At 37.7% G+C, this 20,938-nt stretch carries 19 protein-coding genes; 9 read left to right on the forward strand and 10 right to left on the reverse strand.

Annotated features, from left to right (window positions below; translation table 11 throughout):
- Positions 1-8: 8 nt before the first annotated feature.
- Positions 9-1,337: a porin gene (locus tag FFS26_RS04860; protein WP_110008352.1), complete on the reverse strand. Its 1,329-nt coding sequence runs from the start codon at positions 1,335-1,337 to the stop codon at positions 9-11.
- 237 nt (positions 1,338-1,574) lie between these two features.
- Between FFS26_RS04860 and FFS26_RS04865 the strand changes: the two genes are divergently transcribed.
- Together FFS26_RS04865 and FFS26_RS04870 are read left to right on the forward strand one after the other, a co-directional pair.
- A complete protein-coding gene (locus tag FFS26_RS04865; protein WP_110008607.1) occupies positions 1,575-2,261 on the forward strand; it encodes a response regulator transcription factor in 687 nt (228 codons plus the stop codon).
- On the forward strand, positions 2,258-3,631 hold the full coding sequence (locus tag FFS26_RS04870) for a sensor histidine kinase (RefSeq protein WP_110008351.1): 1,374 nt from the start codon (positions 2,258-2,260) through the stop codon (positions 3,629-3,631). Before FFS26_RS04865 ends, FFS26_RS04870 begins: the two co-directional genes overlap by 4 nt.
- A 31-nt stretch (positions 3,632-3,662) precedes the next feature.
- On the opposite strand, the gene FFS26_RS04875 is transcribed toward FFS26_RS04870, so the two are convergent.
- Both FFS26_RS04875 and msrB read right to left on the reverse strand, forming a co-directional pair.
- The gene (locus FFS26_RS04875; RefSeq protein WP_137904433.1) at positions 3,663-4,418 is read right to left on the reverse strand and encodes a murein L,D-transpeptidase catalytic domain family protein; all 756 of its coding nucleotides are present in this window, start codon (positions 4,416-4,418) and stop codon (positions 3,663-3,665) included.
- A 127-nt stretch (positions 4,419-4,545) separates the two neighbouring features.
- Positions 4,546-4,992, reverse strand: coding sequence for a peptide-methionine (R)-S-oxide reductase MsrB (msrB, locus tag FFS26_RS04880; RefSeq protein ID WP_228406425.1), 447 nt, complete (start codon positions 4,990-4,992; stop codon positions 4,546-4,548).
- 142 nt (positions 4,993-5,134) lie between these two features.
- On the opposite strand from msrB, the gene FFS26_RS04885 reads away from it, so the two are divergent.
- Together FFS26_RS04885 and FFS26_RS04890 are read left to right on the forward strand one after the other, a co-directional pair.
- Positions 5,135-6,379 carry a DUF445 domain-containing protein gene (locus tag FFS26_RS04885; RefSeq protein WP_137904434.1) on the forward strand — a complete coding sequence of 415 codons (1,245 nt, stop codon included), beginning with the start codon at positions 5,135-5,137 and terminating at the stop codon, positions 6,377-6,379.
- Between the two features lie 28 nt (positions 6,380-6,407).
- On the forward strand, positions 6,408-7,298 hold the full coding sequence (locus FFS26_RS04890) for a hypothetical protein (RefSeq protein ID WP_137904435.1): 891 nt from the start codon (positions 6,408-6,410) through the stop codon (positions 7,296-7,298).
- Positions 7,299-7,328: 30 nt separating this feature from the next.
- Here the strand turns inward: FFS26_RS04890 and FFS26_RS04895 are convergent, their stop codons facing one another.
- A complete protein-coding gene (locus FFS26_RS04895) occupies positions 7,329-8,366 on the reverse strand; it encodes a quinone-dependent dihydroorotate dehydrogenase (protein WP_137904436.1) in 1,038 nt (345 codons plus the stop codon).
- A 354-nt stretch (positions 8,367-8,720) separates the two neighbouring features.
- Positions 8,721-9,428 (reverse strand): pseudouridine synthase, encoded by a 708-nt coding sequence (locus FFS26_RS04900; protein WP_110008347.1) that lies wholly within the window; start codon positions 9,426-9,428, stop codon positions 8,721-8,723.
- 286 nt (positions 9,429-9,714) lie between these two features.
- On the opposite strand from FFS26_RS04900, the gene FFS26_RS04905 reads away from it, so the two are divergent.
- Positions 9,715-11,256, forward strand: a complete 1,542-nt coding sequence (locus FFS26_RS04905; RefSeq protein WP_137904437.1) for a glycine--tRNA ligase — start codon at positions 9,715-9,717, stop codon at positions 11,254-11,256.
- A gap of 82 nt (positions 11,257-11,338) precedes the next feature.
- The gene (locus FFS26_RS04910; protein WP_137904438.1) at positions 11,339-12,868 is read left to right on the forward strand and encodes a hypothetical protein; all 1,530 of its coding nucleotides are present in this window, start codon (positions 11,339-11,341) and stop codon (positions 12,866-12,868) included.
- Positions 12,869-13,021: 153 nt separating this feature from the next.
- On the opposite strand, the gene FFS26_RS04915 is transcribed toward FFS26_RS04910, so the two are convergent.
- Entirely contained in the window at positions 13,022-14,350 is a 1,329-nt protein-coding gene (locus tag FFS26_RS04915; protein WP_228406424.1) for a M48 family metalloprotease, read from the reverse strand.
- A gap of 98 nt (positions 14,351-14,448) precedes the next feature.
- Here FFS26_RS04915 and FFS26_RS04920 point away from each other — a divergent pair, with 98 nt between their 5' ends.
- From FFS26_RS04920 to FFS26_RS04930, 3 genes are read left to right on the forward strand one after another with little or no spacing between them, the layout of a single operon-like run.
- The gene (locus FFS26_RS04920; RefSeq protein ID WP_110008343.1) at positions 14,449-15,582 is read left to right on the forward strand and encodes a serine hydrolase domain-containing protein; all 1,134 of its coding nucleotides are present in this window, start codon (positions 14,449-14,451) and stop codon (positions 15,580-15,582) included.
- A gap of 5 nt (positions 15,583-15,587) precedes the next feature.
- A complete protein-coding gene (locus tag FFS26_RS04925) occupies positions 15,588-16,199 on the forward strand; it encodes a YdeI/OmpD-associated family protein (protein ID WP_137904439.1) in 612 nt (203 codons plus the stop codon).
- A 12-nt stretch (positions 16,200-16,211) separates the two neighbouring features.
- Positions 16,212-17,771 (forward strand): helix-turn-helix domain-containing protein, encoded by a 1,560-nt coding sequence (locus FFS26_RS04930; RefSeq protein WP_137904440.1) that lies wholly within the window; start codon positions 16,212-16,214, stop codon positions 17,769-17,771.
- Here FFS26_RS04930 and FFS26_RS04935 read toward each other — a convergent pair whose 3' ends face one another.
- The 4 genes from FFS26_RS04935 to FFS26_RS04950 form a co-directional block, all read right to left on the reverse strand.
- Complete coding sequence (locus FFS26_RS04935; RefSeq protein ID WP_110008340.1) at positions 17,772-18,686, reverse strand: hypothetical protein; 915 nt, start codon at positions 18,684-18,686, stop codon at positions 17,772-17,774.
- A gap of 8 nt (positions 18,687-18,694) precedes the next feature.
- Positions 18,695-19,507, reverse strand: a complete 813-nt coding sequence (locus FFS26_RS04940; RefSeq protein WP_110008339.1) for a hypothetical protein — start codon at positions 19,505-19,507, stop codon at positions 18,695-18,697.
- 10 nt (positions 19,508-19,517) lie between these two features.
- Positions 19,518-20,378, reverse strand: a complete 861-nt coding sequence (locus tag FFS26_RS04945) for a hypothetical protein (protein WP_137904441.1) — start codon at positions 20,376-20,378, stop codon at positions 19,518-19,520.
- A 226-nt stretch (positions 20,379-20,604) separates the two neighbouring features.
- Complete coding sequence (locus FFS26_RS04950; protein WP_110008337.1) at positions 20,605-20,880, reverse strand: hypothetical protein; 276 nt, start codon at positions 20,878-20,880, stop codon at positions 20,605-20,607.
- Between the last annotated feature and the right edge of the window lie 58 nt (positions 20,881-20,938).

A 20,938-nucleotide genomic window follows, 5' to 3' on the forward strand; every position in this document is an offset into this window, starting at 1 on the left:
CATTTATTTTAATTAAAATCTATTCTGTATTTAAGGACAAACTGCCATTTCCGATCAGAAACTACGGCATTGTTTGAAGGGTCATTGGTGTAAACAGGTCTGTTCTGAGCGTCAAAGGTTAAACGGGAAGACATTCCGTTCATCAGCAGAGATATTCCTGCATCATAGATCACAGCATTATCATGAAGTCCTTTCAGATCTGACAGCTGCATTCCTACGGCAGGCTGAAGCTGAAGACTTTTCTTTTCTTTGTCCAGATAAGGCAGGGTTCCTCCCAGTTGTACATAATATGTATTTCCGGTTCCGATAACAGGCATTGCATTTCCTGCTCCATTCAGACTCGCTTGTGTAACATCTACAGAAGTCGCAGGATTATTGGTACCTACATACCGGATATAATTGGGTCCGTAGTCGTTATGCATCGCCATCCCATAAGCGCTTATTGACGTTCCTTTTTCTTTATTCAGTGGTGCATCATAAAATAAATCTACTGCAAAGCTTTTCATATCATCATTCACTGTATTTTTACCGGAATCCAGATGCCATAATGCATTGTGAATATAATCAAACCCCGCTCCCAGACTCAGTACATTCTTCTTCCCTACATAAGTTCCTGCATTAAAGGGAGTGGAAATATTTTCCTTGTCCAAAAAAGCATATCTGAAATATCCTGAGAAGTCTTTTCCGGGGGAGTTTTTACTAAAGGAAGCTACATTCAGTTTCGGATCAGAAGTTGCCATGGTATAAGGATCAGCCAGTACCAGACGATAATCAAATCTTCCGAGCTGTCCTTTAATATAGGCACTCAATTCCCTTACGGTATAATCTGTTGCTCCCGTATTGGAGGTTGCATAAGCTGGCAGGTCGTATAACAGCGTATTCAAAGGTCCTGTAGTAAATCTTGAAAGGCCGCGCCATGTAGAACGTCCTGCCCCAAAAGCAATTTTATCATTAAAAGCGTATTCAGCATAAGCATCCAAAAGGTCAAAATAGTTACTTCCTTTTGCATTGACATTCACGTTGGTAGTTCCACCCTGCAATACAAACATCAGCTTTTCTGTTGGTTTATAAGTCATTTTTACACGAACTCTTCTAAGCGAAAGGTCAGACAGGTCTGATTTTGCTTCGTTATTGACAAGGCTTCCAGGGTTAAGCTGGGTATATCTGGCCCACAATTCTGCATATCCGCTAAAGGAAATATATCTTGAGTGATCTTCATTGAAATAATGAGTCAATCCGGGATTATTAAAATCATTTTTTTTCTGGGCTTCTAATTTCCCCATAAGTCCTAATAAGGAAAACAACGCAATTGCTGTTTTGAAAGAGGTAGTCTTCATATTTTTCTATTCTTATCTTTTGTTGATTTCAACGGGACAAAATTAGATTGCTAAAAGGCCGACAGGTATTAGAAATCTATTAGAAACCTTATAGAAAACTATTAAAAGGGGGAATGTTTTCTGATAAAAGAAAAATATAAAATACCTTTGTACAGTGCTTTGGGAATAAATGAAAGTCAGGCTTTTAAAATCAAAAAAACGCTTGAAAACCAACACCCTTATTCATCGTATTTCTTTATGAAAATTTTAATTGTAGAAGATAATTCACGCGTTTCAAGCCTTTTGAAAAGAGGGCTGGAAAGCCAGCAATATCAGGTTTATATTTCGGAAGATGCAGAAGATGCGATTGTCCTGCTGAATAAAATAACATTTGATCTGGCCATTACGGATATTATGCTCCCGAAAATGAGTGGTATTGATCTGTGCAAACTGATCAAACAGCAATATCCTGACCTCCCCATCATCATGCTTACCGCTCTTGGAACGATTGATGAAAAAATTGAAGGATTTGACGCCGGGGCAGATGACTATATGGTGAAACCTTTTGAGATTAGGGAGCTCTATGTGAGAATCAAAGCCATTCTGCAGAGAAGATCAATTAAAAATAAAGAAGCCTATCTGAACGATCTGGAATATTATGACCTGAAAATTGATAAGAAATTTAACAGGGTTTTCAGAAACGGAGTGGAAATAGAACTCACTCCCAAAGAATTTAAACTCCTGGTATTTCTGGTAAGCAATGCCGAAAGAATTCTTACCCGTGAAGAAATTGCCGAAAATGTGTGGGGAAATCATTTCGACACAGGAACCAATTATATTGATGTCTATATTGCTTATTTACGAAAAAAGATTGATAAAAATTTTGATCATAAACTGATTCATACCAAACCCGGAGTAGGATTCATTTTTGCTTCACAATTATGAAAATAGCAACCCGAACAGCACTCATTTATTCCATCCTTACGGCAGGCATCCTATTTTTGTTTGCCTACGTTCTTTATTTTGTTTCTGAAAAAAACAGAGAAGATGAATTCAATGACCGGCTGGGATACAAAGTGATCTGGCGTTCAGAATTTATATTTGATGCCAGAATCAGTGATGAAAAAATCCGTGAACTTCACCAGCGTAACCAAAAACTTCTGAATGAAGCAGACATCAGTGTTTATAACAGCAAAAAAGAGCTTACCTTCACAGATGTTCCTCCTCTCAAAAGCAATGAAAAATACCTGAACAAAATTACCCGGTCCCATAAAAACAGAATATTCTGGCAGCAGGGTGACCGTCAGTATATTGCCATGCAGTTTCCATCCAACGGAGAAAAATATTATATCATCGGAAGCGCAGTTGATGTTACGGGAAAAGCCCATATTTCTGAGTTTAAAAAAGATATTATCATCATCTACATCAGCTCCATTGTTATCATCTTTATTATAGGATTTCTTTTTTCCTATTATACGCTTAAGCCTTTAAAGGATATCATTCTCCAGATCCGTGATATTTCAGAGCACAACCTTAATAAACGGCTGGATATTCCCAAAGCAAAAGATGAGATTTATGAACTAACGGAAACTTTTAATTCTACCTTCAACAGACTTGAAAAATCCTTCAACAATCATAAGCAATTCGTCACCACTATTTCCCATGAGTTCCGGACACCTCTTTCTACCTTAATTGCTGAGCTTGAGCTTGCCAAGGAACTTAACGTGACCCTGGATGACTATAAGCTTTCTATTGACAATGCCCTGCAGGATGCCAATGATGCTTCGGAACTATCTTCTGCTCTTTTGGATTTTGCCAGAGCCAGCTATGATGTATCACAAATCAGTTTTACCAATCTACGTCTGGATGAGATTTTGGCAGAAGCCAAGCTTGCATTGCTGCAGAAAAATGCCAGTTACAAAATCGGGATCAATTATATGAGCAATGCCTCAGATGATGATGAAAACAATTATGATTTTTATGGCAATCCTTACCTGCTGCAGGTTGCTTTTTCCAACTTAATAGAGAATGCCTGTAAATATTCGGCAGACAAAAGCTGTCATATTGAGATAGAAACCCAACAGGAACATATCAAAATCCATTTTATTGATCATGGGATCGGTATTTCAGAAAAGGATCTTTCAAAAATTTTTGATCTTTTTTACCGCGGTTCCAATAAGAGTTTCGAAAAAGGAAACGGAATCGGTCTTTCCATTGTAAAAAGAATTGTAGAAATACACGAAGGAAAATTGACTATCAATTCTGAAGTATCCAAAGGAAGTGTATTTACTGTGGAATTTCCTTCCAAAAATTAAAAAGCAGTCAAAAATGACTGCTTTTTTAATCTTACGCTTTCAACCATTCTGAGGAAGAAAGATAATTCTGATCAGGATAATAGATGAACAGACAGTTTTTGCCTTTAATCGTATTGATTATAGATTGTGTCAGTTCTCTTGGGACGGCAGGGCATCCCCAGCTTCTTCCGATTCTTTTGTGCATCGCAGCAAATGCATCACTCACATAATCCGCACCATGCATTACAATTGCTCTTCTGTATGCAGCATCATTAAAGCCCTTATCCATTCCCAATAATTTCAGAGAGTATCCGTTATCACCCTGATAGGTTGCATCCGTGATATAAAATCCCAGGCTGCTCTGCAGCGAACTTTCCTTGTTAGAAAAATTCGTCGCAAATTCTTCGCCGGTATTTTTTCCGTGTGCTACCAATGAGTTGAACAGAACTTTTTTGTCTTCGAGGTCAATGATCCAAAGTCTTTTTGTGTTAGAAGACATAGAAAAATCGCAGATAGTCAATAAATGCGAGTCCTGGGTAAGCAATCCTGCTTTTTTTAAATTTTCATAGCCAGTCAATGCTTTTGAGAACACTTCATAATTCAGTTCATGCCCCGGCTCAAATGCAATAGATTGGTACAGTGCTTCTGATGAAGACACTGCTGCAGTGTTCTTCTCAGATTTCGTTTCAGCTACTTTTTCAGTTTTCGTTGTTTTCACATTCTCACTTTTCGCCACCACTTTTGGGGAAATGTAGAATGAAGTCGTCACCATGTAAACAAGGCCTAATACGCTATAAAATCCTTTCATTCAATACTATATAAATCCAAATTAGTGGGGCAAAATTATAAAAACATAACTACCAAGGGGTTATAACTCTACAAAGTTTAACGCTATTTAAGAAACTTTAACGTCCTGATTTTGTGAATTAAAGCATTTATTTTTGAGAATCCGGAACGAATTCCAGGCTTACAGAATTCATACAATATCTTAATCCTGTAGGTTTCGGACCGTCATCAAAAACATGTCCCAGATGGGAATCGCATCTTTTGCAAAGTACCTCTACTCTATCCATACCGTACGACTGATCTCTTACATAATAGACTCCTTCTTTATCAGCTTCAAAGAAACTCGGCCAGCCGCAGCTGCTGGAAAATTTTGATGTCGAACGGAACAGATGATTTCCACATACCGCACAATAATATTCTCCTACCTCATCAAATTCGTAATATTTTCCTGTAAAAGCTCTTTCTGTTGCCGCTTCTCTGGCTATTGCGTATAGATCCGGAGCAAGGATTTTTTTCCATTCTTCATTGGAAACATTGAGTTTTGAAGTATCTGTTCTGGAGTAATATGGATTGCTTTTTGCTTGTGTATTTTCCATAGGAGTTTTTTTAATAGGTTCATATTTCTGCGTACATGCCTGCAGAATAATTAATTGGGTTATTGAAATTAAAAATTTCATAGTAAATTTTAATTCTTTAACCACGAATGGTTTCATAACCAAATTTAGTAAATTTGAGAATATGAATGACGAAGCAAAAAGAAAACAACTTAGAAAATATAAAGCATTTGCCACCGGATTATTTGTCCTGATGGCTGTTATTTTCATTGTTACCACTATTTTACAGAAGTCTGATAACTCTCACTGGATTGGCTATGTCCGGGCCTTTTCCGAAGCGGCAATGGTGGGTGCGCTTGCGGACTGGTTTGCGGTCACTGCATTATTCCGGCATCCTCTTGGCCTTCCCATTCCCCACACCAATCTGATTGAAAACAGTAAGCAGAGACTGGGAGACAACCTTGGAAATTTTGTAGTGGGGAACTTCCTTTCACCTCAGAATATTCGCCCTTACATCCAAAAGCTTAAAGTTTCCAATTTTGCCGGAGAATGGCTGGCAAAGGAAAAAAGCCAGGACATTTTGATTAAAAACCTTTCGGATATTGTTCTTGATATTCTCAATAAACTGGATGATTCTACAGTAAGCCAGTTTATCAGCAAAAAGGTGTCTGAAATGACGGATGATATCAAGCTTAACAAAGTGGTTGGAAACGGAATCGGTTATATACTGGAAAAAAATGATCACCAGAGAATCATCACCAATCTTTCAAAACAGATCAAAGAATACATCATTGAAAACGATGAAATGATCCAGGAGAGAGTAAAAAAAGGCAGTTATTCGTTCATTCCATCTTTTGTAGATAACAAAATTGCTGATAAAATTGCCGACGGACTTTCTGATTTTTTCAAAGAAATAGAAGAAGATCCCCAGCATGAAGTAAGAGCATTGATCACTCAGAAAATTCATGAATTTTCCGTTGATCTGAAAGAAGATCCGAAATGGGATGAGGAATTTAAAACGATTAAAAACGGTCTTCTCAAAAATGATAAACTGGATGAATATTCCAATGATATCTGGGTTTCCATTAAAAGGACATTGATGAAAGAACTTCAGGAGGAGGATTCCGCTTTGAAAAATTACCTTTCAAAAAATCTGAATGAGTTTGCCCGGAATTTAAAAACAGATGAAAACCTTCAGAATAAAATTGACCATTGGGTTCGCGTAACGGCTTATAAATACATTCTGAAAAACACTCATCAATTCGGAAACCTCATCAGTACTACCGTTGGGAACTGGCAAGGAAAAGAGCTCAGTGAAAAACTGGAACTGGAAGTAGGGAAAGACCTGCAGTTTATCCGGGTCAACGGAACGCTGGTAGGAGGTTTGGTAGGACTGATTATCTATACCATCGCACACTTCTTCATTTAAAAAAACTAAAATCCACGACAACTCAACCATGAAAAAAATTTTCAGTGTCTTCTTTTTTTGTTTCCTCACGTTTGCTCTGTGTCAAAAAGTTGAATTAAAGAAAGTAACGGATTCTTCCCAGACCTTTACGGGAGAAATCGGAGGAATTCCGATTACCATAGAACTCAACTATACAGGAATAGTAGATTGTGACCAGTATCAGCATTATGTTGATGGATGGTATTATTATAACAAGTACAAAAAGAAAATCCCTCTTACCGGAATATATGATTACTATGGAAATTTGTCGCTATATAATTTTGGAGCGAAACAAAAACAGAATTCAAAGCTTTTGAAAGAACAGATCACCTCTCTTCAGAAGGTAGAAAAGACTGATGAAATAGCCCATAAATTAGCCCCAAAGGAATCTATTGTATTTGAAAATAGCAGCCAGAATACCAACCCTGTTCCCGGACATTTTTATCTGAATGGAAAAGCTCAGCCTGCAAAATTGTTTACAGGCAATACGATGCTCTACCGTCTCAACAATTATCTGTACTTACCGAATAACAAGAAAATCAACACCTATGATTTCATCAATAAAGCAGGTGGAAACGAGCTAATATCTTATTCCTCAGGAGAAAACGGGAACAGGATTTTACTGTATTTTGAGGAAATATCAAATTTTAATGCCTGCGGGCAATGCGGGGCAAGCAATGGAGAGAAAGGCTACCGGGTTCTTTACTTCACAAAAGACTGGAATTATAAAAGCTATGAAGAATTCCTGACTGAGAGCTGCCGCGAAAATATATATGACGTTAGCAAAACGAAATCCAAAGATAAACAAACGATTATCTATAAAATCGGTAAATCCGAAAGCACTCCACCCCATACGCTTACAGTAAATATTAAAAACGCATCTGTTGTAAAGTCAAAATAAAAAAGAGAGTCATATCAACTCTATTTTATTTTATCTCGGTAACCTGGTGGCTCTTTTTAGTAATTCCTGATTGATGTCGTTAATCAGTTCCGGGCCTTCATAAATAAATCCAGTATATAGCTGAACCAGTGTAGCCCCTGCATCCAGCTTCTCCATCGCATCCTTAGCAGAGTGAATTCCTCCTACTCCAATGATTGGAAATGCCCTGTTACTTTTATCAGCAAGGTATTTGATCATTTTTGTACTTCTCTCACGGATGGGTTTTCCACTTAATCCACCATTTCCTATATGTGCTAAAACTTCCGGAGACGTTTTCAGCCCTTCTCTGTTCACGGATGTATTGGAAACTACAATACCATCTATTTTTGTTTCTGCGATCAGATCAATAATTTCATCTAACTGATTGTTATTCAAATCCGGTGCAATTTTAAGCAGTATAGGTTTCTGTACAGATTTTGACTTGTTTATTTTTTTCACTTCCGTAATCAGCTCTCTCAGATAGTCTACATCTTCCAGTTTGGCGTGGCTTCCAACATTCGGGCAGCTTACATTCAGGACAAAGTAATCTACATGAGGATGAAGACCTTCAAAACAGTCTAAGTAATCCTGGGTATAGTTTTCCGGGCTTGTATCTGTATTTTTTCCGATGTTTCCACCGATAATTATTTTTCCTTTATTGGATTTCAGTTTTTCAATAGCTGCTTCAAGACCATCATTATTGAATCCCATTCTGTTGATGATTCCGCCATCTTCAATCAAACGGAACAATCTTTTTTTAGGATTTCCGGCTTGCGCTCTTGGAGTTACCGTCCCGATTTCTACAAATCCGAAACCAAGATCTCCCAATTCGTTAAATAACACTGCATTTTTATCGAAACCAGCAGCCAGTCCTACAGGATTTTTAAATTTCAATCCAAAGACTTCTCTTTCCAGACGTTTGTCTTCAATAGGTTTGGGTAAAAACAGTTTGGTAAGAAATCCAAAATTTTTAAGCATTGAAAATGTAAAATGATGAACTTCTTCAGGATCAAATTTGAAAAGGATCGGACGAATGAGCGATTTGTACATTGAAAAAAAGTTTTACAAAATTACTCATTTTAAAATTAATGTTGGATTGATGTATGATATTTTATCGAAATATCTCATATATAGCATCTATAACATATACATATTGGTAAGATAATTTTTTTAAACGCTACGATTGCAAAGAAATAGGACAATCATGAAAACATTTGGTTCGCAAGGGCGTTTCACTAAGCGAAGTACACATTATCAGTCTTTGCTGAACGAAGTGCACTCCCGATCGGAAATAAAAGCTATTTATCAATAACTTTGCGAGCATTGCGTTAAAACAATAGAAACAGAGAAATACCTTCACCATCCTTGTCAAGGTTTAAAACCTTGACAAGGATATTTAAAATCTTAAGGTTTTAATGAAGAGTACGCACTCAGATCGAATTTCAGGATATCTCCTACTCTTTTGAACTCTTCATCTATAGTGGCATTTATTGTAATTCTCTCATTAGAAACAGGATGGTTAAAAATCAACTGATGGGCATGAAGCGTCATTTTGTTGATGTCAAATGTTTGAAGCCACAATTTATTTTGTTTGTTACAGCCATGTTTGCGACAGCCCAGGATCGGATGGAGAATATGTTTAAAATGTTTTCTCAGCTGATGAAATCTTCCCGTTTCAGGAATGGCTTCTACCAAAGAATATCTCGAAGTCTGATGTTTTAAAAAAGGTAAATCTATTTCCGAAGTCTGCAACCGACGATAGTTTGTAACGGCGTTTTGTTTAACTTCATTTTCATTAACTAAATCATAATCAATCGTTTCTTCTTCTTTTGTCCAACCCCGAAGAATGGCCAGATATTTCTTCTCCACATCGCGTGATGCAAACTGCTCGCTCATGATTCTAAGAGTATCTTTATCCAGAGTAAAAAGCAGAACCCCCGAAGTTTTCCGGTCTAACCGATGTACGGGATACACTTTTTGCCCGATCTGTTTCTTCAACTCCTGAATAGCATATGTATCAGCTTCTCCGGCATAAAAAGATTTATGAACCAGTAATCCGCTGGGTTTGTTGATGGCAATAAGATGCTCGTCACGATAAAGAATTTCTAACATCCGGCAAAAGTAAAGATTTTTCGATTGATATTATATGCTGCCATCTTTGTAAACCTAACAGGTTTTAGACATTCCTTTATCAATAGCCCCGATCTGAGAGAAAATCCCGCAGTGAGGCGGCGGCGCGAAGCAGAGCCGCCGAGCGAGGAATTGCAACGGAGAGCGGGTTCCCGGCTCCTTAAAAATTAAATTGTCAATATTTGTCTGTTTATTAACTGCTTTTTTTATTGAATCTCATGATTTTGGATCCAAATTGCTATTTTTGCATTTCAGACGTAAAAAAATTATGGCAAAGCAAGAAGATGTTTTCAAGAAAGTGATTTCTCACGCTAAAGAATATGGTTTTATTTTCCCATCGAGTGAGATCTATGATGGTTTATCCGCTGTTTATGATTATGGACAGAACGGTGCCGAACTAAAAAATAATATCAAACAATATTGGTGGAAAGCTATGGTACAGCTTAACGAAAATATTGTCGGCATTGATTCGGCGATCCTTATGCATCCAACAACCTGGAAGGCATCGGGCCACGTAGACGCTTTCAACGATCCATTGATTGATAATAAAGATTCCAAGAAACGTTTCAGAGCAGACGTTTTGGTGGAAGATTATTGTGCTAAAATTGAAGATAAAGAGAATAAGGAAATCGAAAAGGCAGCGAAAAGATTCGGTGAGGCTTTCGATAAAGATCAGTTTGTTGCTACCAATCCAAAAATTATTGAATACAGAGCAAAAAGAGAGGCTATTCTTTCAAGACTGGCAAAATCTCTTGAAAATGAAGACCTTGCTGATGTAAAAGCTTTAATTGAGGAGCTTGAAATTGCAGATCCTGATACAGGTTCTAAAAACTGGACGGAAGTAAGACAGTTCAACCTGATGTTCGGTACAAAGCTTGGTGCTTCTGCTGACAGTGCTATGGATCTTTATCTGAGACCTGAAACGGCTCAGGGTATTTTCGTTAACTTCTTAAACGTACAGAAAACTTCACGTCACAAGCTTCCTTTCGGTATTGCACAAATCGGTAAAGCATTCAGAAATGAGATTGTTGCGAGACAGTTCATTTTCAGAATGCGTGAATTCGAACAGATGGAAATGCAGTTTTTCGTAGCTCCGGGAACAGAACTTGAATTCTACGAACAGTGGAAGCAGAAACGTCTGAACTGGCACAGAGCTTTAGGCTTGGGAGATGAGAACTACAGATTCCACGATCACGAAAAGCTTGCTCACTATGCGAATGCGGCGGCTGATATTGAGTTTAACTTCCCATTCGGATTTAAAGAGCTGGAAGGTATTCACTCAAGAACGGATTTCGACTTAAAAGCGCATGAAGAATTCTCAGGAAGAAAACTTCAGTTCTTTGATCCTGAGAGAAACGAAAACTATGTTCCTTATGTAGTGGAAACTTCAGTAGGTTTAGACAGATTATTCCTTTCCATATTCTCTCATTGTTTAAGAGACGAAGTGTTGGAAGACGGTTCAGAAAGAACGGTTTTATCGTTACCTCCGGCATTGGCACCCATTAAAGCAGCTATTCTTCCATTGATGAAGAAAGATGGCTTAGCAGAATATGCAGAAAAGATCTTCAATGATCTGAAATATGATTTCAACCTGTTCTACGAAGAGAAAGACGCTATCGGAAAACGTTACAGAAGACAGGATGCGATTGGTACTCCATACTGTATCACTGTGGATCACGATTCTCTTACAGATCACACTGTAACCATCAGAGACAGAGATACAATGCAGCAGGAAAGAGTTCCTGTTTCAGAGTTGAGAAGAATCATTGATGAAAAAACGAACTTCAGAAATTTACTTTCTCAATTATAGTTACAAAGCCCTGGTTTCAGGGCTTTTTTATTTTTCGCAACATATGGGTTAATTTATTACTTTTATACCTCAAATTCTAACCATGAAAAAAATAACTCTAATGATGTTTGGCCTGATCCAGACATTTGTTTTTTCCCAAACTCAGGACCTTACAACATTAGCTGCAGGCGATCACGTAGGAATGAATGCGCTATTCGATGATAAAGATAATTTGTACGGTTACGTTTCTCTCTATTCTTATGGTAAATCCGGTGACAAGACCAAGAAATTTGAGTATGTAATTCTTGATAAAAACCTCAACCCTGTTGCCAATAAGGAGTTTGAAGGAGATATCACGGCAGCCTCTTATCTGGGATATGTTGATTTTAAAGGCCAGATTATCTTAAAGCCTTCCATGATGGATTATTCTCTTGTGAAAAGTAAAGAAGTATTTACTCCGGTTTCTATGGTAATAGATCCGAAAACCAACTCCATTACCCGGAAAATATATTACGACTATCTGGAAAACGGTACTTTCAAAGAGATCAACGAACCGAAGAGCTGGAAAGAACAGCGTAAGGAAAACCGTGATGAGAAAAAAGAGAAAGGCTATAACTACGTTTCTGCGGTAGGAGAACTGAAAGAAGGCGGTTATTTTGCTGTTGAATACAAAGATTACGGCAAGTATGAAAACAGCAACAGCCTCATGAGGTTTGATGAAAACAAAAAGGAAATCTGGAGGTATCAATACAACACAGACGGCAGCAAAAAACTGTACACTACCCTTTCTGTTCTGGAAAGGGATGAGAACAATATGTACTGCATTATGAAAAAAGTGAATGACAAGCAGAAAACATTCAGCCTCATGGTTCTTGATATGAAAACCGGAAAAGAGAAATCCAGCAAACCCATTACCGGATTATCTGATGATACCATAGACAATATTGAATCTTTCTACTCCAATTACAGAAAGCTTGATAATGATAAAACCTTTGATGATAAAGTAGTTTTGCTGGGAAGAAACTATGATAACTCAGAATCAGTAGGGTTTGCGAGAATGCTCCTCAACAAATCCGATTTCTCTGTAGATACGAAAACAATTAATTATGAGCCCAACATCTCTGCTTTTCTCCCGAAGCTCAATAAAAATGGTATGGTAGAAAGCGGATACATGCTTCAGACTAAAGACATGTACTTTATGAATGATGGAAGTGTGGGTATTTTATCAGAAAAGTATAAGCCGGCCGGTCAGTATAACGCACCAAAGACGACTGATCTTGTGTACATCTACACGGATAAGGATTTTAAAGTGAAAAATGTTCAGGTTTTTGAAAAGGAAAAATCAAAATGGGTGAACAGCGATTATCTGTTTTCACAGTACCTTAACGGAGGAAAAGATGTGGTGTTTTTCTATCGTGACTATCAAAAAGATGAAGTCACCAAACAGAAAAGATGGAATCTGTTTATCAATACCATTATTGATGGAAAATTCAAACAGGAGATTATTCCGATCTCTGAAAAGGACAATTATGCCGTTACGCCGTATGTAGGAAAAGAAGGTTATATCCTGCTCCGGGAGTATAACGAGAAAGAGAAATTCAATAAAATCCGTTTGGAGAAATTAAATTACTAAAATAATAAGAACCCTGACGAAACATCAGGGTTCTTTCTTCATGTTTTGACCTAAGCCAGCGGGATTTTTATTATTTCAAAAACGGGTTCCCTTCCACTAAGCTCAGGACAATAGCCCGTTCCTATCTTGATATTTCAATCATTATAATTAAAATCAGTTTGCTTTTGCCAGCGTCTCATTCGTCTGATAAAAGTCTGCTATATTCTTTATTTCATCAAGGCTTAAGTTCCACATAAAGTTCAGAAACTGCTGGTAGCTTTCACTTTGATTTTTAGGTTCTATTCTATCCAGATACCGGTTCAGATTATAATTTTTTCTCGCCTCATATATTTTAGAGAAACATCTTCCCAGCCAGCTTTTATAATATTTTTCTTCCTCTTCATCCTGCAGAAACTGCATGGCAGCATAGATTCCCAGTCCGTAATCTTCCGAATGGAAATAATTGGGTAAAATCTCCATCCTTGCAGTTTTTCTTAATGTTAAAAAAAGATCTGAAGGTTTTTCCGGACTCACAGAAGTACCAAGCTCTGTAAAAGTCCTTTTAAGCGCTTCTATTCTTCTGGAAACTTCAGGATGCGATGCCAGAGAATCTTTGTTCAGCTTTTCTTTATAAAAGTTATAATTGTACAGGGAAAAATCTTCCTTTTTCATCCATTTCTCATTGAATGCCTGCCTGGGAAGATTAAACAGTTTTTTATAGGTTTCCACCTTTAATTCCCGGGGAGAGATCGTATCAAAATCCTGTAACCTCTGAAGAGCATTGACGAATTCTGTTTTCCTGAAATCACTGTTTTTAAAAATAACATACCCTAAAGAATCTGCCTGTATTTCATTTTGTCTTCTTTCCACGCTTTTCTTGTAGACTCTGTTTTTAAAAATATCGAAAGCCTTCTGGTTCTGGCTCTGGCTTCTGCTTGTCGTAGTGGATTTGATATTCTCAACCACCAGTTTGTCCTGTTTATCCTGTTCTATAATTTTCAAAAAAGTCTTCAGAGAGTGTTCCTCTATTTTATGTCCAAGTTCATGGGAAATCACTGCAGCAATCTGTTCCTCATTATTCAGCCAGCTGTAAAGCCCCATATTGATGACAAAAGTTCCGTCAGCAAGGCAATAGGCATTGGGAGTGTTGTCTTTGGCAATCAGAATTTTCAGATCGTGAGGAATTGTGGGATTATTCTTTTTAAGACGTTGAATCATAGACTGTATGCTGGTTTCAAATTCAGATTTAAAAATAAAATCCTTATTCTTCACCTGCTTTTCGAAATCAGTTCCGAATTCTTTATAAATTTTGGATAATTCAGAGCCTGTTTTCCCGGAATATTGGGACTTTAATCTCTTTACAGTTGCTTCATTATTCCCTTCAAAACTCTTTAAAAATGCTTTTCTCTGTATATAATCTGCAGTATCTATCGGTTTATACATCTGGGCTGTTCCCAGGATTGAAAACAGGAAGTACCCCAATACAAAAATTTTTCTGGTCATAGTTTTCATCAATAAGAACAAAAATAACTTATTTGCTGATTCATTTTAAATTTTATAACCAAATTATTTTAAATTTGTTAAAGACCCATTCATAAAAAATGAGAATACTAAAATATATGATAGGCGGGGCTGTAGCCGGTGCGGCAGCAGCTTATTTTCTGGGATATGATTATTTATTCAATGGCATTTCCAAAACCTATCTGAAAGGAAAATCAAGCGCCCATATTGATGATGGAAATCTTTTCCCGAGCAATCCTGTTGCAACAGAAGAACCCAAACTCTGGGAGGAAGATCCGGACTACAATAAAACAGAATTACCTAAACATTTAGTTGAAAACTTAAAACACTCCCGAACAGCAGCTTTGGTAGTGATAAGGAATGGAAAAATTCTTCATGAACAATACTGGGAAGGCTACAACCAGCTATCACAAACCAATTCTTTTTCTATGGCAAAAGCAGTGACGGTGATGCTTCTGGGAAAGGCACTGGAAGAAGGAATTATTCCAACTCTAGATGAAAAGTTCTCAGATTTTTATCCCGAATTTAAAAACAAACCCTTTGGAAATCAGGTTACCCTTAAGAATTTGGCCCAAATGGAAGCCGGACTGGACTGGAATGAAGATTACAACAATCCTTTTCTGCCCAATGCTAAAGCCTATTATGGAAAAAGCCTTGTAAAAGCTGTATTTTCCCGGAGATTTAAAGAAGAACCCGGAGTCAGATTTGAGTATCAAAGCGGCTCGACACAGCTTCTTGGTTTTGCACTCCGAAAAGCGTTGAATCAATCACTGGCCACCTATTTATCCGAAAAATTCTGGATTCCTCTGGGAATGGAACAGAATGCCAAGTGGAGTACAGATGATCACGGTATGGAAAAAGCCTATTGCTGTATTCATTCCAATGCAAGAGATTTTGCCAAACTTGGACAGCTTTTTCTGGATGATGGGAAAGCGGGAGATCATCAGATTCTCAATGCAGACTTCATTGAAGAGATGAGAACTCCTACTGAAAAGTCTCAAAACATTTATGGAATGGGACTTTGGATTAATCATGACAACCCCATCAAACATTATTATTTCCTGGGATTACAGGGACAATATATTATCATGGTTCCGGAGCATAATATGGTTATTGTAAAAACCGGGAGCTATTCCAGTAATCCTAAGAATGACAGAGGAAGACCTGACCAGGTAAAATTCCTTGTGAATGAAATTGTAGAACTATTCCGATAAACAGTATGGAAAAACATAGCGTAAAAGTTGATGAATACATTGAAAAATCTCCTGATTTTGCAAAACCTATCTTAAATTATCTTCGTGAAATCATTCATGAAGCCTGCCCTGATGCGGAAGAAGCCATCAAATGGAAGTTTCCCACTTTCATGTATAAAGGGAAGATTTTATGTTCCATCACCGCTTTCAAGCAGTATTGCAGCCTGGGATTCTGGCTGCATCAGGAAATGAAAACTTTAAAGGAAATAGAAACAAATACTGAAAAAAGTTCAATGTTCAGTTTGGGAAAAATAACCCGTCTTGAAGATCTTCCATCCCAACCTCAGCTGAAAAGAGCAATTAAAGAAGCCATGGAGCTTACAGATATGGGCGTAACGATGAAAAAAGCACCCCCATCCAGGATAGAAATGGAAATTCCTGATTATTTTCAATCTGCTCTGGATACTCAGCCGAAAGCAAAAGAAATTTTTGAAAAAGCTTCACCATCTTTCAGAAAAGAGTATATTGCATGGCTTACAGAAGCCAAAACAGAAGCTACCAGAAATAAAAGATTGGAACAGTCTTTGGAATGGATAGCCGAAGGTAAAGGCCGCAACTGGAAGTACCAGAAAAAATAAAAAACACACACAATGAAGAAAAAAATTATTCTCTTTTTCTTCCTGATTATTTCAATTTTTACATTCGCTCAGGAATTTGATTTTGAGGGACAATATAAGTATGCCCGTATACTATCGTCCAAAAATCCGGACAGCTCAGAAATTGTTCTGAATAAGATTATAGATTCTGCATGGAAAAGAAATCTCCCGGAATTTTTAGCAAAAGCTTATTATTTAAAGTCTTTCAACAGCTATCTGAGATCTGATGCTGAGAAAAGTCTTGATTTTGCAGATAAGGCGCTTACAATAGCTATACAAAGCGATTACAGCATCGGAAAGGCGCTCGCATACAGAATGCAGGGAACCCAGTACGCAAAGCTCGGTCTTCTTAAAGAGTCTTCTGCCAGCCTCCGAAATGCACTCGCTGAAGTAAAAAATAATAATACCGAGGAAGGACATGAGCTGAAAGGAATGATCTATAATTCTTTTTTGATCCTTCTTAACAAGGAACAGTATAAAGAGAAAGCGTATTATTCCAAAAGTGCCATCCAGGAATTTCAGAAGCTTAAAAATGTCAGCAGAAGAAATGAACTGTTGATTTCCGCTTATACCAATATGGGATATAATTTATCTGAGGTAAAAAAATTCAGGGAGGCCAAACCTTATTTTGTAAAAGCCCTTTCGCTGGTAGGGGAAAACAATTATTATCTTCGGGCAAACATCCTGAATGATATCGGATTTTCTTTTTCAAAACAGAATAAACCGGACAGTGCGGTGCTTTATTATCAGAAATCGCTGGCCATTGTAGATCGGTATGGATTCAATGAAAAAAAGATTGAGGTAACTAAAAATCTTGAAGAAGCCTATGCCCAGCTTCACGACGATACCAATACCAAAAAATATAAAATTGAAAATCTTAAATTAAAAGACAGTATTGCTTACAATAAGGCCATGGCCGTCAACAAAACACTTTCTAAAAAAGAAGAAAGTTTTAATCAGCAGCTCAATGAAAGCCATTCTGTCTCAAAAGGGCTTATTATTGCGTGTCTTGCTTTGATAATTATTTTAGGAGCTGTGATTTTCAAGACCCTCCGTCTCCGTAAAAAACATAAAGAAGCTGTTTCCAGAATTTACAGAGAAGGCATTTCACCCGTTATTTATGAGGAAGATCCACAGGAAATTTCTGAGGATATTCAGGCAAAAAATACCTCTACTCCAACAGAAATAAAAATTTCGCCGGAAGTAGAGGAAAACATATTACAGGGATTAAAAATATTTGAAGAAAACCTTGAGTTTAACAACAAAAACATTTCGCGTTACAATCTTGCCAACACATTGAATATCAACACAAAATATCTTTCAACGGTTATTAAGAAACATAAGAAATTCAATTTCAACCAATACATTAATCATCTGAGGATCAATTATATTATTAACCAGTTGAAAAATGAACCTCAATACAGAAAGTATAAGATCAATCACCTTGCAGAAATTACGGGATATTCCTCCCACAGTGCTTTTTCTCTTGAGTTCAAAAAGATTACGGGACTTCACCCGTCTGCTTTTATCAAAACCCTTGATGAAATCTCCTGATTACTGTTCTGCTATGGTAAGATTATTATAGCCACCCGTATTGTTGAGCGAAAAATTAGCGAGGTTTGAATTATTTAAATTAAACCAGATGTAAGGCATCAGCCTCTGCCCTGCTGTCATGTAGAATGAAGCAGTACAGTTACTTCCTGCATCAATATTTCCTACGCTGTTTGAGGACATGGTATTGGCACATTTTACGGTGTTGATAATATTGGTGACAGCCAGTCCGGCCGTGTTATCATAAAGCTGCCAGATGGCTTCTATCTGAATAGGATTTAAAGGATCTGTTGTATAATTAATGGCCAGCGGAGCCAGATCTGTAGTGAAAGTGGCTACATAAATTCCATTTCTGGGAGCTGTAAAAATACCTGTCGCAGCATTAAAGCTCGTCCCGGAATTGCTTTCAAAAGTTTTACTCCAGTCTACAAGATAATTGCTCGCTCTGTTCTGTAAACCCGCAGTTATAGTGGGAGCAGCAGGAGTTGCCAGTTTTACATTATTTGTCGTTTTGGCTGCAATAACGATTACTTTATTACTGGCAGGCTGTGCTGTGAGCAAAGGAAGCCATTCATTTCCATTGGAATATTCCACACCGTTGTTATACCGTACGGCACCCTCATCTGCGGCTGCAGCTGTAAGGGCAGATGTTCCAAAACCAATGGCTCCGTTTCCGGAATTTCTGGCATCCACTTTTACGGCTGGAACCAAAGTTCCAACTCCTATTTTCCCTGCACTGTTCACAAGGATATCATTACTCTGCTGGGCTGGAGTAAATACAGACCCTGAAGCAGGATTATCTTTTTGTCCGTCAATATGCAAAATGCCCTGCGGATTTGGGGTATTGATTCCAATTTGTGAAAATGCACACTGGAAGCTTAACGTCATTAAAATCAGTAAACAATTTTTTTTCATCATGTATGTTTTTATAATCCGAAAATACTTAAAGAGGTAAGCGTAGAATCGGTATCCAGGGTTTTTGAACTTCCCAGTTTCTGATTCAGGCTTACGGTAATATTATCACCCTGGTTCAGGTTGAAAATACCTGAGCAGTTTCCTGCGACGCGGTTTCCAATGGTATTGTTTCCGGGATAACTTCCTACACATTTGAAAACTTTACCGGTTGCGGAAGAGGTGGAATTGGTCTGGATCAAGGTTTCATATCTTGAATCGTCTGCAATACTTCCGGAAGCCAGTGAAAAGGTAAAGGATACAATATATACCCCAGCTTTTGAAGCTGTAAAAGTTCCTGTACCGGCATTGAAACTGCTGTTCACATCTGTTTTTTTAGTCCAGCCCGTAACGGCAGTCTGTACTCCATTGCTGAAACTTTGTATGGAAGCATTTTCGGCATCCACAAAATCATTGGGAGCCTTATGAGCCAGTGCTACCCAAGCTGTTCCGTTGGAATAGCTCAGATCCTGAGTTCCGGAATTATACCTCATCGCTCCTGCCTTTGCTGCAGATGCAGATTGTGAAGTTCCTCCGATTCCAATAGCATTCAGGCGTTCCCCTGATCTCAGATCCAGTCTTGTTTTGGGAGTTTTTTTTCCTACTCCTACATTTCCGGAAGAAGTAATGACTACGTCATCATAATAACTGGAAGGTATTGAAGTATTTGTATTTTTCTGTCCGTCAATGTGTACCGTTCCTTCCGGAGAAGACATATTGATTCCTATCTGAGCCTTCATCACTATGCTGCTGCAAATGACCAGGGCCAGTCCTAATTTTTTTATCATATTCAATGTGTTATTGTTCCAGAATAGAAAGATTTACAAAGCCATATTCATTGCTTGCAGAAGAAGTATCGGTTCTCAGACTCAGGTTGCCATTATAGACAGACTGATAGATATACGGCTGAAGCGTGTCTCCCTTATTGAGCTGAACGCCTGCAACGCAAGATCCTGCCACCTGTGCCTGTTTTGAGATATTGGAGTAAGATTTCACGCATTTTTTTACCGTACTGCTTCCGTTTACAACATATCTTGCTTCTGAAAAATAGCCTGAAACAATAGGAATTCTTACAAAGTCATACGTAAAAGAAATAAGATATACTCCTGTTCTGGGCGCTGTAAAAATACCTGTTCCGGGAGTAAAGTTTCCTGTCGGGTCGGAAACTTCTGTCCAGCCTGTAATACCTGTAGCAGTCTGATAGGGAATTTTAACAGCAAAGTTCGCTGCCTGAAGGTTGGCTACCACTACTGCCTTTGTTGGGGAAGAAATAAGATCCTGCCATACAATACCATCCGAATACTGCATCTTTCCACCATTCAGCGGATTATACCGTACAGCACCTCCGCCTGCAGCTGATGCTGTCTGACTGGTTTCTCCTATTCCGATTGCATTATCAGTATTGGTGGCTGAGCGCGTATCGATTCTGGTGGCCGGTGTTAAAGTTCCGATTCCGATTTCTCCGGTAGAAGTGATGGCAACATCATTGGAAATTTGGGTAGAGGATGGAGCTCCGGATGAGGGATTATCTTTGGCCCCTTCCACATGGAAAATAGTTTGAGGGCTTGAAGTATTAATACCTACTTGAGCTTTTGAATAGCTTATGGTAAAGCATAAGGGAACCAGAATTCCCTTCATCAAAATACTTAGATTTTTCATTTAATTTGTGGTTTTAAAACGAGTACATTTCTTGGTCAAAGATAAATGTAAAAGCACGTCCCACACAATAGCCCCGCTTAAGACACAAACACTTAAAACATTGATAACAAGTAAAATATGGCATTATTTTACATTATCAAAATACGGAATTTTATTATTTTACCATAAAACTGAACCTTATTTCGTAAGAAATTTTTAAAGAATTTATGCTTTTGGATGGAAAAGATTATTTCAGAAAAGATTGAATGTCATTAAGAAGTTCATTATATGATCTCCCATACTCCGATCTCAATATTGTTCCTGTTTCAGACTCCTCAATAATGACATCATAGCCATTGGTCTTAAAATAGTCGTATGCTGAAATATAAATGAGAACATTCCCCTTCTTCAGTCCTAAAGCTGTAGTATCTGCGTCCCAGTAATCTACAAATTCATATCCGGAAAAGTCTTCCAGTTCAAGTTTATGTATGAAATTATTGATTTCAGGTATTTTATTTTCCATTCAATAAGAAATAATAAAAGGGAAAAATAAACAGAATTTTTGAATTAAAAATAATGTC

Origin of the sequence: Chryseobacterium sp. 2VB (genome assembly GCF_005503635.1) — a bacterium.
In the GTDB taxonomy this organism is placed as follows: domain Bacteria; phylum Bacteroidota; class Bacteroidia; order Flavobacteriales; family Weeksellaceae; genus Chryseobacterium; species Chryseobacterium cupriresistens.

Bases quoted from the DNA above. Each gene is read 5' to 3' on its own strand.
- FFS26_RS04860 (WP_110008352.1), bottom strand. From the start codon at position 1,337: ATGAAGACTACCTCTTTCAAAACAGCAATTGCGTTGTTTTCCTTATTA.
- FFS26_RS04865 (WP_110008607.1), top strand. From the start codon at position 1,575: ATGAAAATTTTAATTGTAGAAGATAATTCACGCGTTTCAAGCCTTTTG.
- FFS26_RS04870 (WP_110008351.1), top strand. From the start codon at position 2,258: ATGAAAATAGCAACCCGAACAGCACTCATTTATTCCATCCTTACGGCA.
- FFS26_RS04875 (WP_137904433.1), bottom strand. From the start codon at position 4,418: ATGAAAGGATTTTATAGCGTATTAGGCCTTGTTTACATGGTGACGACT.
- msrB (WP_228406425.1), bottom strand. From the start codon at position 4,992: ATGGAAAATACACAAGCAAAAAGCAATCCATATTACTCCAGAACAGAT.
- FFS26_RS04885 (WP_137904434.1), top strand. From the start codon at position 5,135: ATGAATGACGAAGCAAAAAGAAAACAACTTAGAAAATATAAAGCATTT.
- FFS26_RS04890 (WP_137904435.1), top strand. From the start codon at position 6,408: ATGAAAAAAATTTTCAGTGTCTTCTTTTTTTGTTTCCTCACGTTTGCT.
- FFS26_RS04895 (WP_137904436.1), bottom strand. From the start codon at position 8,366: ATGTACAAATCGCTCATTCGTCCGATCCTTTTCAAATTTGATCCTGAA.
- FFS26_RS04900 (WP_110008347.1), bottom strand. From the start codon at position 9,428: ATGTTAGAAATTCTTTATCGTGACGAGCATCTTATTGCCATCAACAAA.
- FFS26_RS04905 (WP_137904437.1), top strand. From the start codon at position 9,715: ATGGCAAAGCAAGAAGATGTTTTCAAGAAAGTGATTTCTCACGCTAAA.
- FFS26_RS04910 (WP_137904438.1), top strand. From the start codon at position 11,339: ATGAAAAAAATAACTCTAATGATGTTTGGCCTGATCCAGACATTTGTT.
- FFS26_RS04915 (WP_228406424.1), bottom strand. From the start codon at position 14,350: ATGACCAGAAAAATTTTTGTATTGGGGTACTTCCTGTTTTCAATCCTG.
- FFS26_RS04920 (WP_110008343.1), top strand. From the start codon at position 14,449: ATGAGAATACTAAAATATATGATAGGCGGGGCTGTAGCCGGTGCGGCA.
- FFS26_RS04925 (WP_137904439.1), top strand. From the start codon at position 15,588: ATGGAAAAACATAGCGTAAAAGTTGATGAATACATTGAAAAATCTCCT.
- FFS26_RS04930 (WP_137904440.1), top strand. From the start codon at position 16,212: ATGAAGAAAAAAATTATTCTCTTTTTCTTCCTGATTATTTCAATTTTT.
- FFS26_RS04935 (WP_110008340.1), bottom strand. From the start codon at position 18,686: ATGATGAAAAAAAATTGTTTACTGATTTTAATGACGTTAAGCTTCCAG.
- FFS26_RS04940 (WP_110008339.1), bottom strand. From the start codon at position 19,507: ATGATAAAAAAATTAGGACTGGCCCTGGTCATTTGCAGCAGCATAGTG.
- FFS26_RS04945 (WP_137904441.1), bottom strand. From the start codon at position 20,378: ATGAAAAATCTAAGTATTTTGATGAAGGGAATTCTGGTTCCCTTATGC.
- FFS26_RS04950 (WP_110008337.1), bottom strand. From the start codon at position 20,880: ATGGAAAATAAAATACCTGAAATCAATAATTTCATACATAAACTTGAA.